The 12,665-nt window shown below is 71.4% G+C and carries 11 protein-coding genes and 1 riboswitch; of the genes, 10 read left to right on the top strand and 1 reads right to left on the bottom strand.

What is annotated here, in order from left to right; translation table 11 throughout:
* The first annotated feature begins 74 nt into the window (after nt 1-74).
* The 8 genes from shc (at nt 75) to AB0E88_RS14195 (ending at nt 9,199) form a co-directional block, all read left to right on the top strand.
* Complete coding sequence (gene shc / locus AB0E88_RS14230) at nt 75-2,099, top strand: squalene--hopene cyclase (protein WP_361629200.1); 2,025 nt, start codon at nt 75-77, stop codon at nt 2,097-2,099.
* Entirely contained in the window at nt 2,099-2,740 is a 642-nt protein-coding gene (locus AB0E88_RS14225; protein WP_361629197.1) for a 1-hydroxy-2-methyl-2-butenyl 4-diphosphate reductase, read from the top strand. The genes shc and AB0E88_RS14225 overlap by 1 nt, the downstream gene beginning before the upstream one ends.
* A gap of 5 nt (nt 2,741-2,745) precedes the next feature.
* Complete coding sequence (hpnH, locus tag AB0E88_RS14220) at nt 2,746-3,768, top strand: adenosyl-hopene transferase HpnH (protein ID WP_361629194.1); 1,023 nt, start codon at nt 2,746-2,748, stop codon at nt 3,766-3,768.
* Between the two features lie 4 nt (nt 3,769-3,772).
* Nucleotides 3,773-4,936, top strand: a complete 1,164-nt coding sequence (gene ispG / locus AB0E88_RS14215) for a flavodoxin-dependent (E)-4-hydroxy-3-methylbut-2-enyl-diphosphate synthase (RefSeq protein WP_361629191.1) — start codon at nt 3,773-3,775, stop codon at nt 4,934-4,936.
* 31 nt (nt 4,937-4,967) lie between these two features.
* Nucleotides 4,968-6,869 (top strand): 1-deoxy-D-xylulose-5-phosphate synthase, encoded by a 1,902-nt coding sequence (gene dxs, locus AB0E88_RS14210; RefSeq protein WP_361629188.1) that lies wholly within the window; start codon nt 4,968-4,970, stop codon nt 6,867-6,869.
* Nucleotides 6,866-8,251 (top strand): aspartate aminotransferase family protein, encoded by a 1,386-nt coding sequence (locus AB0E88_RS14205; protein ID WP_361629185.1) that lies wholly within the window; start codon nt 6,866-6,868, stop codon nt 8,249-8,251. Before dxs ends, AB0E88_RS14205 begins: the two co-directional genes overlap by 4 nt.
* 208 nt (nt 8,252-8,459) lie before the next feature.
* Nucleotides 8,460-9,080: an XRE family transcriptional regulator gene (locus AB0E88_RS14200; RefSeq protein ID WP_361629182.1), complete on the top strand. Its 621-nt coding sequence runs from the start codon at nt 8,460-8,462 to the stop codon at nt 9,078-9,080.
* The gene (locus AB0E88_RS14195) at nt 9,077-9,199 is read left to right on the top strand and encodes a DUF6126 family protein (RefSeq protein ID WP_361629179.1); all 123 of its coding nucleotides are present in this window, start codon (nt 9,077-9,079) and stop codon (nt 9,197-9,199) included. Before AB0E88_RS14200 ends, AB0E88_RS14195 begins: the two co-directional genes overlap by 4 nt.
* A gap of 59 nt (nt 9,200-9,258) precedes the next feature.
* On the opposite strand, the gene AB0E88_RS14190 is transcribed toward AB0E88_RS14195, so the two are convergent.
* The gene (locus tag AB0E88_RS14190) at nt 9,259-10,056 is read right to left on the bottom strand and encodes a tyrosine-protein phosphatase (protein ID WP_361629176.1); all 798 of its coding nucleotides are present in this window, start codon (nt 10,054-10,056) and stop codon (nt 9,259-9,261) included.
* A 424-nt stretch (nt 10,057-10,480) separates the two neighbouring features.
* A riboswitch (cyclic di-AMP (ydaO/yuaA leader) is annotated at nt 10,481-10,677 on the top strand.
* Between the two features lie 5 nt (nt 10,678-10,682).
* Between AB0E88_RS14190 and AB0E88_RS14185 the strand changes: the two genes are divergently transcribed.
* Nucleotides 10,683-11,582, top strand: coding sequence for a LysM peptidoglycan-binding domain-containing M23 family metallopeptidase (locus tag AB0E88_RS14185; protein ID WP_361629173.1), 900 nt, complete (start codon nt 10,683-10,685; stop codon nt 11,580-11,582).
* 284 nt (nt 11,583-11,866) lie between these two features.
* Nucleotides 11,867-12,652: an SGNH/GDSL hydrolase family protein gene (locus tag AB0E88_RS14180; protein WP_361629332.1), complete on the top strand. Its 786-nt coding sequence runs from the start codon at nt 11,867-11,869 to the stop codon at nt 12,650-12,652.
* Nucleotides 12,653-12,665 lie beyond the last annotated feature (13 nt).

Genomic DNA, 12,665 nt, shown 5'->3' with positions numbered 1-12,665 from the left:
GCTCCACCACGAGAGCACCGGCCGACGGCGGACCCACAGCAGCACGACTCGCACGACTGCACGAAGGGGAAGCCATGACAGCGACGACCGACGGAAGCACCGGGGCGACCTTGCCGTCCCGCGCTGCCGCGGCCAGCGAAACCGACACCCACACCCCCGGGGCGGCCGGGGTGCACGAAGCCGCCACCCGCGCCGTACGGCGCGCCACCGACTTCCTGCTCTCGAAGCAGGACGCCGAGGGCTGGTGGAAGGGCGACCTCGAGACGAACGTCACGATGGACGCCGAGGACCTGCTGCTGCGCCAGTTCCTGGGCATCCGCGACGAGGCGACCACCCGCGCCGCCGCCCTGTTCATCCGCGGCGAGCAGCGCGAGGACGGCACCTGGGCCACCTTCTACGGCGGCCCCGGCGACCTGTCCGCCACCGTCGAGGCGTACGTCGCCCTCCGGCTGGCCGGCGACGCGGTCGACGCCCCGCACATGGCGAAGGCCTCCGCCTGGGTCCGCGCGCAGGGCGGCATCGCCGCGGCCCGCGTCTTCACCCGGATCTGGCTGGCCCTGTTCGGCTGGTGGAAGTGGGAGGACCTGCCCGAACTCCCGCCGGAGCTCATCTGGTTCCCGCACTGGCTGCCGCTCAACATCTACGACTTCGGCTGCTGGGCCCGCCAGACGATCGTGCCGCTCACCGTCGTCTCCGCCAAGCGCCCGGTACGCCCCGCGCCGTTCGCGCTGGACGAGCTGCACACCGACCCGGCCCACCCCAACCCGCCCGGACCGCTCGCACCCGTTGCCAGTTGGGACGGCGCCTTCCAGCGCCTGGACAAGGGCCTGCACGCCCTGCGCAGAGTCGTCCCCAAGCGGCTGCGCAAGGCCGCGATGGACACCGCCGCCCGCTGGATCATCGAGCGCCAGGAGAACGACGGCTGCTGGGGCGGCATCCAGCCCCCGGCCGTGTACTCGGTCATCGCGCTGCACCTGCTCGGCTACGACCTCCAGCACCCGGTCATGCGCGCGGGCCTGGAGTCGCTGGACCGTTTCGCCGTGTGGCGCGAGGACGGCGCCCGGATGATCGAGGCGTGTCAGTCGCCGGTGTGGGACACGTGCCTGGCCACCATCGCGCTCGCCGACGCCGGAGTGCCCGCCGACCACCCGCAACTGGTCAAGGCCGCCGACTGGATGCTGGGCGAGCAGATCGTGCGCCCCGGCGACTGGTCGGTGAAGCGGCCTCAACTCCCGCCCGGCGGCTGGGCGTTCGAGTTCCACAACGACAACTACCCCGACATCGACGACACCGCCGAGGTGGTCCTCGCGCTGCGCCGGGTCGCGCACCACGACCCCGAGCGCGTCGAGAAGGCCATCTCCCGCGGCGTGCGCTGGAACCTCGGCATGCAGTCGAAGAACGGCGCCTGGGGCGCCTTCGACGTCGACAACACCAGTCCCTTCCCGAACCGGCTGCCGTTCTGCGACTTCGGCGAGGTCATCGACCCGCCCTCGGCCGACGTCACCGCGCACGTGGTGGAGATGCTCGCCGTCGAGGGACTCGCCCACGACCCGCGCACCCGCCGCGGCATCGAGTGGCTGCTGGCCGAACAGGAGCCGGACGGCTCGTGGTTCGGCCGCTGGGGCGTCAACTACGTCTACGGCACCGGGTCCGTGGTGCCGGCCCTGGTGGCCGCGGGCTTCCCCGGCTCGCACCCCGCGATCCGGCGGGCCGTGGCCTGGCTGGAGTCCGTGCAGAACGACGACGGCGGCTGGGGCGAGGACCTGCGCTCCTACCAGGACAGCAAGAAGTGGAGCGGCAAGGGCGCCTCCACCGCCTCCCAGACGGCGTGGGCGCTGATGGCGCTGCTCGCGGCGGGGGAGCAGGACTCCAAGGCGGTCGAGCGCGGCGTCGCCTGGCTCGCCTCGGCCCAGCGCGAGGACGGCTCCTGGGACGAGCCCTACTTCACCGGCACCGGCTTCCCCTGGGACTTCTCCATCAACTACCACCTGTACCGGCAGGTCTTCCCGCTCACCGCGCTCGGCCGGTACGTCCACGGCGACCCCTTCGCCGACCGGCTCCCCGCACACCGGGCCCGCGCCGAGGCCAAGGGGACCTGATGAGCATCCAGCCCGCCCCCGCCCCGCTGCTGATCGCCTGCGCGCTCGGCATCGAGCACCTCGCTCTGCGCGCCGGCGACAGGAGCGGGGCGGGCGGGCCGGTCACCGTGCTGCGCACCGGCATGGGGCCCAGGGCGGCCGAGCGGGCGGTCGGGCGGGCCCTGGCCGGCCCGGAGCTGGCCGACGCCGCCGTGCTCGCCACCGGCTTCTGCGCGGGGCTCGCCCCCGGCATGCACCCCGGTGACCTGGTCGTCGCCGAGGAGGCCCGGGACCCGCGCTCGACCGTTCCCTGCGTCGGCACCGAACTGCTGGTGAAGGAACTCTCCCGCACCCTGCCCGGCCGTACCGTCCACACCGGCCCGCTCACCGGCTCCGACCACGTCGTACGCGGCGCCGAACGGTCCGCGCTCGCGGCCGGCGGGGCGATCGCCGTGGACATGGAGTCGGCGGCCACGCTCTTCACTGCCGTCCGGGCCGGTGAGCGCCCGGTTGCGGCCGTCCGGGTGGTCGTGGACGCTCCAGAACATGAGCTCGTCCGGATCGGCACGGTACGCGGGGGAATATCGGCTTTCCGCGTTCTTCGATCCGTATTGCCTACTTTCTTCGAATGGCACCGCAATGTGCTGCTCCCCCGGAGGTGAGCCAGATGGCCATGCCGCTGCGCCAGTCCATCAAGGTCGCTACATACCTGGCCGAACAGAAGCTGCGCAAGCGGGACAAGTTCCCGCTGATCGTGGAGCTGGAACCGCTCTTCGCCTGCAACCTCAAGTGCGAGGGCTGCGGCAAGATCCAGCACCCGGCGGGCGTGCTCAAGCAGCGCATGCCGGTCGCGCAGGCCGTGGGCGCCGTGCTGGAGTCGGGTGCGCCGATGGTGTCCATCGCGGGCGGTGAGCCCCTGATGCACCCTCAGATCGACGAGATCGTGCGCCAGTTGGTGGCCAAGCGGAAGTACGTCTTCCTGTGCACCAACGCCATGCTGCTGCGCAAGAAGATGGACAAGTTCACGCCCTCCCCGTACTTCGCCTTCGCCGTGCACATCGACGGGCTGCGCGAGCGGCACGACGAGTCCGTGGCGAAGGAAGGCGTGTTCGACGAGGCGGTGGAGGCCATCAAGGAGGCCAAGCGGCGCGGCTTCCGGGTGACCACCAACTCCACCTTCTTCAACACCGACACCCCGCAGACCATCATCGAGGTGCTCAACTTCCTCAACGACGACCTCCAGGTCGACGAGATGATGATCTCGCCCGCCTACGCCTACGAGAAGGCCCCCGACCAGGAGCACTTCCTCGGCGTCGAGCAGACCCGCGAGCTGTTCAAGAAGGCCTTCGCGGGCGGCAACCGCAGGCGCTGGCGGCTCAACCACTCCCCGCTGTTCCTCGACTTCCTCGAGGGCAAGGTCGACTTCCCGTGCACCGCCTGGGCGATCCCCAACTACTCGCTCTTCGGCTGGCAGCGCCCCTGCTACCTGATGAGCGACGGGTACGTCCCGACGTACCGGGAGCTGATCGAGGACACCGACTGGGACAAGTACGGCCGCGGCAAGGACCCGCGCTGCGCCAACTGCATGGCGCACTGCGGCTACGAGCCCACCGCCGTGCTGGCCACCATGGGATCGCTCAAGGAGTCCCTGCGCGCCATGCGCGAGACCGTCTCCGGGAACCGGGAGTGAGGCGATGACCGCCGTCTCCCTCGGGGTCCCCGAGGTGCCGGCCCGGCCGGTCGCCGCGCGGCGGGTCTCGCGGCAGATCCACGTCGGGCCGGTGCCGGTCGGGGGCGGCGCCCCGGTGTCGGTGCAGTCGATGACGACGACCCGCACGTCCGACATCGGCGCCACGCTCCAGCAGATCGCCGAGCTCACCGCCTCCGGCTGCCAGATCGTGCGGGTGGCCTGCCCCACGCAGGACGACGCCGACGCGCTCGCCACCATCGCCCGCAAGTCGCAGATCCCGGTCATCGCCGACATCCACTTCCAGCCGAAGTACGTCTTCGCCGCGATCGAGGCCGGCTGCGCCGCCGTGCGCGTCAACCCCGGCAACATCAAGCAGTTCGACGACAAGGTCAGGGAGATCGCCAAGGCCGCCAAGGAGCACGGCACCCCGATCCGGATCGGCGTCAACGCGGGCTCGCTGGACCGGCGCCTGCTGCAGAAGTACGGCAAGGCGACGCCCGAGGCCCTGGTCGAGTCGGCCCTGTGGGAGGCGTCCCTCTTCGAGGAGCACGACTTCCGCGACATCAAGATCTCGGTCAAGCACAACGACCCGGTCGTCATGATCGAGGCCTACCGCCGGCTCGCCGAGCAGTGCGACTACCCCCTCCACCTCGGCGTGACCGAGGCCGGCCCCGCCTTCCAGGGCACGATCAAGTCGGCCGTGGCCTTCGGCGCCCTGCTCTCCCAGGGCATCGGCGACACCATCCGCGTCTCGCTGTCGGCGCCGCCCGCCGAGGAGGTCAAGGTCGGCATCCAGATCCTGCAGTCCCTGGGGCTGAAGGAGCGCCGGCTGGAGATCGTCTCCTGCCCGTCCTGCGGCCGCGCCCAGGTCGACGTCTACAAGCTCGCCGACGAAGTCACGGCCGGTCTGGAGGGCATGGAAGTCCCGCTGCGCGTCGCCGTGATGGGGTGCGTGGTCAACGGCCCCGGCGAGGCGCGGGAGGCGGACCTCGGCGTCGCCTCCGGCAACGGCAAGGGCCAGATCTTCGTCAAGGGCGAGGTCGTGCGGACCGTGCCCGAGTCGAAGATCGTCGAGACCCTGATCGAAGAGGCGACGAAGATCGCCGAGCAGATGGAGCGGGAGGGCTCCGCACCCGCCACCGGGACACCGGCAGTGACGGTGAGTTGACATACGGCACGGACCGAGAGGGGGCCCGAGCGTGACGATCCTGGAGACCATCCGGCAACCACGCGACCTGAAGGCGCTGTCCGAGGCGGAACTGGGCGCACTGACCGAAGAGATACGCGAGTTCCTGGTGCAGGCGGTCACCCGGACCGGCGGCCACCTCGGGCCCAACCTGGGCGTGGTCGAACTGACCGTCGCCCTGCACCGGGTCTTCGAGTCGCCGGCCGACCGCATCCTGTGGGACACCGGCCACCAGTCCTATGTCCACAAGCTCCTGACGGGACGTCAGGACTTCTCCAAGCTGCGCGGCAAGGGCGGCCTGTCCGGCTACCCCTCGCGCGAGGAGTCCGAGCACGACGTCATCGAGAACAGCCACGCCTCCACCGCGCTCGGCTGGGCCGACGGCCTCGCCAAGGCACGCCAGGTGCAGGGGGAGAAGGGCCACGTCGTCGCGGTGATCGGCGACGGCGCGCTGACCGGCGGCATGGCCTGGGAGGCGCTGAACAACATCGCCGCGGCCAAGGACCGGCCGTTGATCATCGTCGTCAACGACAACGAGCGTTCCTACGCGCCCACCATCGGCGGCCTCGCCAACCACCTCGCGACCCTGCGCACCACCGACTCCTACGAGAAGGTCCTCGCCTGGGGCAAGGAGGTGCTGCTGCGCACCCCGGTCGTCGGCAACACGATCTACGAGTCCCTGCACGGCGCGAAGAAGGGCTTCAAGGACGCCTTCGCACCGCAGGGCATGTTCGAGGACCTCGGGCTGAAGTACGTCGGCCCGATCGACGGGCACGACATCCGGGCCGTCGAGTCGGCTCTCAGGCGCGCCAAGCGCTTCCACGGCCCGGTACTGGTGCACTGCCTCACGGTCAAGGGGCGCGGCTACGAACCCGCCCTGCGCAACGAGGAGGACCACTTCCACACCGTCGGCGTGATCGACCCGCTCACCTGCGCGCCGCTCGTCCCCTCCGACGGGCCGTCGTGGACGTCGGTGTTCGGCGACGAGATCGTCAGGATCGGCGAGGAACGGGACGACGTCGTCGCGATCACCGCGGCCATGCTCCACCCGGTCGGCCTAGGCAAGTTCGCCGCCCGCTTCCCGGACCGGGTGTGGGACGTCGGCATCGCCGAACAGCACGCGGCCGTCTCCGCGGCGGGCCTGGCCACCGGCGGCCTGCACCCGGTCGTCGCCGTCTACGCCACGTTCCTCAACCGCGCCTTCGACCAGCTGCTGATGGACGTCGCCCTGCACCGGTGCGGGGTGACCTTCGTCCTCGACCGGGCCGGCGTCACCGGCGTCGACGGGCCCTCCCACAACGGCATGTGGGACATGTCCGTCCTCCAGGTCGTGCCCGGTCTCAGGATCGCCGCCCCGCGCGACGCCGACCAGCTGCGCGCCCAGCTGCGCGAGGCCGTCGCCGTGGACGACGCGCCGACCCTGGTCCGCTTCCCGAAGGAGTCCGTCGGGGCGTCGATCCCGGCGATCGACCGGGTGGGCGGCCTCGACGTGCTGCACCGTTCCGCCGAGAGCCCCCAGGTCCTCCTCGTCGCGGTCGGCGTGATGGCGCCGGTGTGCCTGAAGGCCGCGGAGCTGCTGGCGGCCCGGGGCATCGGCTGCACGGTCGTCGACCCGCGCTGGGTCAAGCCCGTCGACCCGGCGCTGCCGGGCCTCGCGGCCGAGCACCGGCTGGTCGCCGTCGTCGAGGACAACAGCCGCGCCGCGGGCGTCGGCAGCGCGGTCGCCCTCGCCCTCGGCGACGCCGACGTGAATGTACCGGTACGGCGCTTCGGCATCCCGGAGCAGTTCCTCGCCCACGCCAAACGCGGCGAGGTGCTGGCCGACATCGGCCTCACGCCCGTCGAGGTGGCCGGCCGGATCAGCGCGAGCCTGGCCGTCATGGACCTCGACGGCACAGCCAAGGAGAGTGAATGACCACCGAGTTCGACCTCGGCGCCCTGCTCGCCGAGCGCGGAGCCGAACGCTACGAGCTGCATGCGCGCCACCTCAACCCGCAGCTCCCGCGCATGCTGCGCACCATCGGCTTCGACAAGGTCTACGAGCGTGCCGAGGGCGCCCACTTCTTCGACGCCGAGGGCAACGACTACCTGGACATGCTCGCCGGGTTCGGGGTGATGGGCCTCGGCCGCCACCACCCCGTCGTCCGCAAGGCACTGCACGACGTCCTCGACCTCGACCTCGCCGACCTCACCCGTTTCGACTGCCAGCCGCTGCCCGGCCTGCTCGCCGAACGGCTGCTCGCGCACAGCCCCCACCTGGACCGGGTGTTCTTCGGCAACAGCGGCACCGAGGCCGTCGAGACCGCCCTGAAGTTCGCCCGGTACGCCACCGGCAAGCCGCGCGTCCTGTACTGCGACCACGCCTTCCACGGCCTGACCACCGGCTCGCTGTCGGTCAACGGCGAGTCCGGCTTCCGGGACGGCTTCGCCCCGCTGCTGCCCGACACGGCGGTCCCGCTCGGCGACCTCGACGCGCTCGAGCGGGAGCTGCGCAAGGGCGACGTCGCCGCCCTGATCGTCGAGCCGATCCAGGGCAAGGGCGTGCACGAGGCCCCGCCCGGCTCGCTGCGCGCCGCACAGGAGCTGCTGCGCCGGCACAAGGCGCTGCTCATCGCCGACGAGGTGCAGACCGGCCTCGGGCGCACCGGCGACTTCTACGCCTACCAGCACGAGGACGGCGTCGAACCCGACCTGGTGTGCGTCGCCAAGGCCCTCTCCGGCGGCTATGTGCCGGTCGGCGCCACCCTGGGCAAGGAGTGGATCTTCAAGAAGGTCTACTCGTCCATGGACCGCGTGCTGGTCCACTCGGCGAGCTTCGGCTCCAACGCCCAGGCGATGGCGTGCGGCCTCGCCGTGCTGTCGGTCATGGAGCAGGAGCAGATCGTCGCCCAGGTGCGCACGACGGGGGAGCTGCTGAAGTCCCGGCTAGCCGCGCTGACCGAGAAGTACGAACTGCTCGCCGACGTCCGCGGCCGCGGGCTGATGATCGGCATCGAGTTCGGCCGGCCCGCCTCGCTGAAGCTGCGCAGCCGCTGGACCATGCTCCAGGCCGCCCGCAAGGGGCTGTTCGCGCAGATGGTGGTCGTCCCCCTGCTCCAGCGGCACCGGATCCTGACCCAGGTCTCCGGCGACCACCTGGAGGTGATCAAACTGATCCCGCCGCTGATCATCGACGAGGCGGATGTGGACCGCTTCGTCGACGCCTTCACCGCCGTGATGGACGACGCGCACAGCGGGAACGGTCTGATGTGGGACTTCGGCAAGACGCTGATCAAGCAGGCGGTGACGAACCGGTAGCGGCGGGTGCCGGCGGCCCCGTGATCGGGGCGGACCGGCGGGGCCCGTGGTCCGGGCCGGCCGGCAGGCCCGGTGGTCCGGCGGCAGGCCGGCGGGCTGTGCGGGGGCGGCGGGCCGGGCGGCCGTTGCGGACGGGGCGACACCGCTGCGGCTTTGCCTCTGAGGCAAGGAATTTGCCGCAGAGGCAAACGTGCGGCTGAATGGAGACATGAGCTCCTCAGAGCCCCCCGCGGAACCGGCCGGCGCACTGCCCGCCGTGGCCCCGCAGCTGCGGTCCCTGCGCCGCCGCGCCGGCCTCACCCTGGAGGCCGCCGCCCGCGCCGCCGGGCTGTCCCCGGCCCATCTGTCCCGTCTGGAGACCGGACAGCGCCAGCCCTCGCTGCCGATGCTGCTCGCGCTGGCCCGTATCTACAGTACGACCGTCTCGGAGCTGCTCGGCGAGAGCGTCGCCGAGCGGGACGCCGTGGTGCGTGCCGCGGACATGGAGCCGACGGTGGCCGGCGGCTGGACGTACCGGCAGGCGGGCGCCCCCGGTCGCGGCATGCAGGCCCTGCGGGTGCAGGTGCCGTACGGCGCGCAGGACGACATCGTGCGCGTGCACCCCGGCGAGGAGTGGCTGTACGTCCTGGCCGGACGGCTCAGGCTGCGCCTCGGGGACACCACCCACCGGCTCGGCCCGGGGGACAGCGCGCACTTCGACTCGCTGACCCCGCACCGGATCGCCGCCGAGGACCCCGGAGGCCTGGAGCTCCTGTTCGTCCACACCCTGCTGCAGAGCCCCACGGCCACACTGTGCCTGGGGCCCGCCCACCCTGGAGAGGCACGATGAGCAACTTCGAGGAGAAGTTCCCCCGGACCCTGTGGATCCGCCTCATCATCTACATCGCCGTCGGGCACGTCCTGGCCGGGTTCATCTGGCTGCTGTTCGAGCTGGGCGCCCAGCAGTAGGCGTACCTCCGTGAGCGACCCGGCGCCGGCCGGGCGCCGCCGCGGCTCGGGCGCGGCCGTCAGTCGAGCAGGCGTGCCCGCAGCCGCTCCCGGCTCTCGGGGGTGAGCCCGAGCCCCTGCTCCAGGTAGGCGTCGACGCCGCCCCAGGTCTCCTCGATGGTCTCCATGGCCGCCGTGAGGTACTCGGCGCGCGCGTCGAAGAGCGGGCTGAGCAGCTCCATCACCTCGGGAGTGTAGGCCGACTCCGCCGAGCCGCTGCGGCGCACCTTGTACCGGCGGTGTTTCTCGTTGGACTTCAGGTAGTCCTCGACGATGGCGTCCTTCTCCACGCCCAGGGCGAGCAGGGTGACCGCTATCGACAGGCCGGCGCGGTCCTTGCCCGCGGCGCAGTGCATCAGGGCCGGGACGTTGTCCTCGGCGAGCGCGTGCAGCACCCGGGAGTGCTCGCCGGTGCGCTCCTTGATGATCGTGCGGTAGGAGGCGATCATCCGGTTCGCGCCCTTGCCGTCGGCGAGGATGCCGCGCAGCTGGTCGAGATCCCCGTCGCGGACCATCTTCCAGAACTCCGCGCCGTCCGCCGGGTCCGACAGCGGCAGGTTGACGTTGCGCACGCCCGGCAGCTCGACGTCCGGGCCCTCGAGCTTCTGGTCGGCCGCGTTGCGGAAGTCGAAGATCGTGTGCAGCCCCAGGGAGGACAGGTACGCCGCGTCCTCGGCCGTGGCGTGGGCGAGGTGGCCGCTGCGGAACAGTACGCCGTGCCGCACCCGCCGTCCGTCGACCGTGGGCAGCCCGCCCACGTCTCGGAAGTTGCGCACTCCGGTCAGCTCGGGTTCGGTCGACGGCACCTGCTGCGTCACGAAGGGCTCCTCCCGCTCGTACCCGCCGACGCGGCTCGAATGGCCGACGGGTGCCCTTCGACGATACGACATGGATTCCCGGGGCAACCGGTTGTCCCCGCCCCCCGGCGACGGCGGTCGAATGGGACGGATATCCATCCACGTCGCATCTGGGCTTTCTGCCCGAATTGGCGCCTTCCTTCCAACTCGCAATGAATTGAGGGTCCCTGGGGGCGGGTGGCGTGAGGAGGGTCATAACGGTGACCGTCCGTCGTACGTCATGTCCACGTAATGGAGGCGTATTTCCCGGTGAATTGACGTACGGACAGCAGATCGAATGCACGCAGTGTGACGGCGTGTTCCGGTAGTGGATCACGAGAAACGCCCGTTCACGCAACCTTTCGCTTGTCCCCGTGCGTCTTGCTCGCTTACGTTCCCCACCGAATCCGGACGGACGCCGAATCCTGCCGCCGTCCGGCGCACCGCACCCACCCACCCGACGTACGGCAGGAGCGGGGGACCCACAGGTACGACCGCCTGTTCCGGTTCCCGGAACGGCTCTGGGGTGAAGCCGCGCCCAGCGCGGCCGGGCATCTCCAGCCCGAACCCGACAGCTCACCTCGCAGGCGCCGGAGAGGAAAAGCGCCATGCCCGCAAAGGGTAAGCACCGTCGTCCGAAGTCCCAGCGTTTCGCCCGCACCCTCGCCGTCGCCGGCACCGGTGGCGCCGCCCTCGCGCTGCCGCTCATGGGCGCCGCCGGTGCGCACGCCGCCACGCCGCAGACCGCCGCCCAGTCGGTGTCCGGCAAGGCCGTCCAGAGCCTGCCGTCCGCCGAGAAGAAGGCGCCGCGGTCCGGCGTGCGCGTCTACACGGTCAAGTCCGGCGACTACCTGTCGAAGATCGCGAACGAGCAGCACGTCGCCGGCGGCTGGAAGAAGCTCTACGAGGACAACCGCGAGGCCGTCGGCAGCGACCCGTCGCTCATCCACCCCGGTCTGAAGCTGACCCTCGGCAAGAAGGCCGCCGTGGCGCACAAGGCCGCGCCGTCGCACAAGAGCGAGGCGCCCGCGCACAAGCCCGCCGCCAAGGCCGCCGAGCCCGCGAAGGCCGAGCCGGCCCGGTCGGCGAGCACCGCCGCCGGCTTCACCCTTCCGGTCAGCGGCGCCACCATCGGCACCGCGTACCACACCCCCGGCAGCATGTGGGCCAGCGGCTACCACACCGGTGTCGACTTCGTCGTCCCGACCGGCACCACCGTCAAGGCCGTCGGCGCGGGCACCGTCGTCTCCGCCGGCTGGGGTGGCGCCTACGGCAACCAGGTCGTCATCAAGCTGAACGACGGCTACTACGCCCAGTACGCGCACCTGTCGCAGATCTCCGTCTCGGCCGGTCAGAGCGTCACCGCGGGTCAGCAGCTCGGCCTGTCCGGCGCGACCGGCAACGTGACCGGCCCGCACCTGCACTTCGAGATCCGCACCACGCCGGACTACGGCTCCGACGTGGACCCGGTCGCCTACCTGCGCGCCCACGGCGTCACCGTCGGCTGACCCCGCGCCGCCCCGGCGGCCACCCGTCTGACACGCCACCAAGGCCGGACCCCGACCCACGGGTGTCCGGCCTTCGGTGTGCCCGGCCTTCCGTGCCCGGTGCGGCCGGCGTCTCACGGCCGTCACGCGGCCCTCACGGCCGGGGCGCTTATTCCCGACGGGGCCGGACACCTGAAGTGGCTTATCTCACCGACCGTCAACCCCTGCCTACGGTCGCGTAGGTCACATTGCAGGGTGAATCATGGTCTGCCGTGGCAGACGATTCGAAGAGTGACAGCAGAGCAGTGATCGGGTCGTACGTGGCGGTGGGGGACAGCTTCACCGAGGGCGTCGGTGACCCCGGCCCCGACGGGCAGTTCGTGGGCTGGGCCGACCGTTTCGCCGTACTCCTCGCCGACCGGCGGCCCGAGGGAGACTTCACCTACACGAACCTCGCGGTGCGCGGCAAACTCCTCGACCAGATCGTGGCCGACCAGGTCCCGAGGGCCGTCGAACTCGCCCCCGATCTCGTGTCGTTCTGTGCCGGCGGCAACGACATCATCCGCCCCGGCACCGACCCCGACGAGGTCGCCGAGCGGTTCGAGAGGGCGGTCGCGCAGCTCGCCGCCGTGGCCGGCACGGTCATGGTGACGACCGGCTTCGACACCCGGGGGGTCCCGCTGCTCAAGCATCTGCGCGGCAAGATCGCCACCTACAACGGGCACGTCCGGGCGATCGCCGACCGTTACGGCTGCCCGGTGCTCGACCTGTGGTCGCTGAAGTCCGTGCAGGACCGGCGCGCCTGGGACGGCGACCGGCTGCACCTGTCGCCCGAGGGGCACACGCGTGTGGCGCTGCGGGCCGGCCAGGCGCTCGGCCTGAGGATCCCGGCCGATCCCGAGCAGCCCTGGCCGCCGCTGCCGCCGCGCGGCACGCTCGAGGTGCGGCGCGACGACGTGCACTGGGCGCGCGAGTACCTGGTGCCGTGGATCGGGCGGCGTCTGCGCGGCGAGTCCTCCGGCGACCATGTGACGGCCAAGGGCACCCTGTCCCCGGACGACATCAAGATGCGCATCGCAGCCGTCGCCTGAGCCGCGCCGCGAG

The organism is Streptomyces sp. NPDC028635 (assembly GCF_040637635.1).
Lineage (GTDB): Bacteria > Actinomycetota > Actinomycetes > Streptomycetales > Streptomycetaceae > Streptomyces.
The sequence above is the reverse complement of the archived record's forward strand: the minus strand, read 5'-3'. Positions and strand labels throughout refer to the sequence as shown.

Excerpts from the sequence above, each read along its gene's own strand:
- shc (WP_361629200.1), top strand. The coding sequence starts at position 75 with ATGACAGCGACGACCGACGGAAGCACCGGGGCGACCTTGCCGTCCCGC.
- AB0E88_RS14225 (WP_361629197.1), top strand. The coding sequence starts at position 2,099 with ATGAGCATCCAGCCCGCCCCCGCCCCGCTGCTGATCGCCTGCGCGCTC.
- hpnH (WP_361629194.1), top strand. The coding sequence starts at position 2,746 with ATGGCCATGCCGCTGCGCCAGTCCATCAAGGTCGCTACATACCTGGCC.
- ispG (WP_361629191.1), top strand. The coding sequence starts at position 3,773 with ATGACCGCCGTCTCCCTCGGGGTCCCCGAGGTGCCGGCCCGGCCGGTC.
- AB0E88_RS14205 (WP_361629185.1), top strand. The coding sequence starts at position 6,866 with ATGACCACCGAGTTCGACCTCGGCGCCCTGCTCGCCGAGCGCGGAGCC.
- AB0E88_RS14200 (WP_361629182.1), top strand. The coding sequence starts at position 8,460 with ATGAGCTCCTCAGAGCCCCCCGCGGAACCGGCCGGCGCACTGCCCGCC.
- AB0E88_RS14195 (WP_361629179.1), top strand. The coding sequence starts at position 9,077 with ATGAGCAACTTCGAGGAGAAGTTCCCCCGGACCCTGTGGATCCGCCTC.
- AB0E88_RS14185 (WP_361629173.1), top strand. The coding sequence starts at position 10,683 with ATGCCCGCAAAGGGTAAGCACCGTCGTCCGAAGTCCCAGCGTTTCGCC.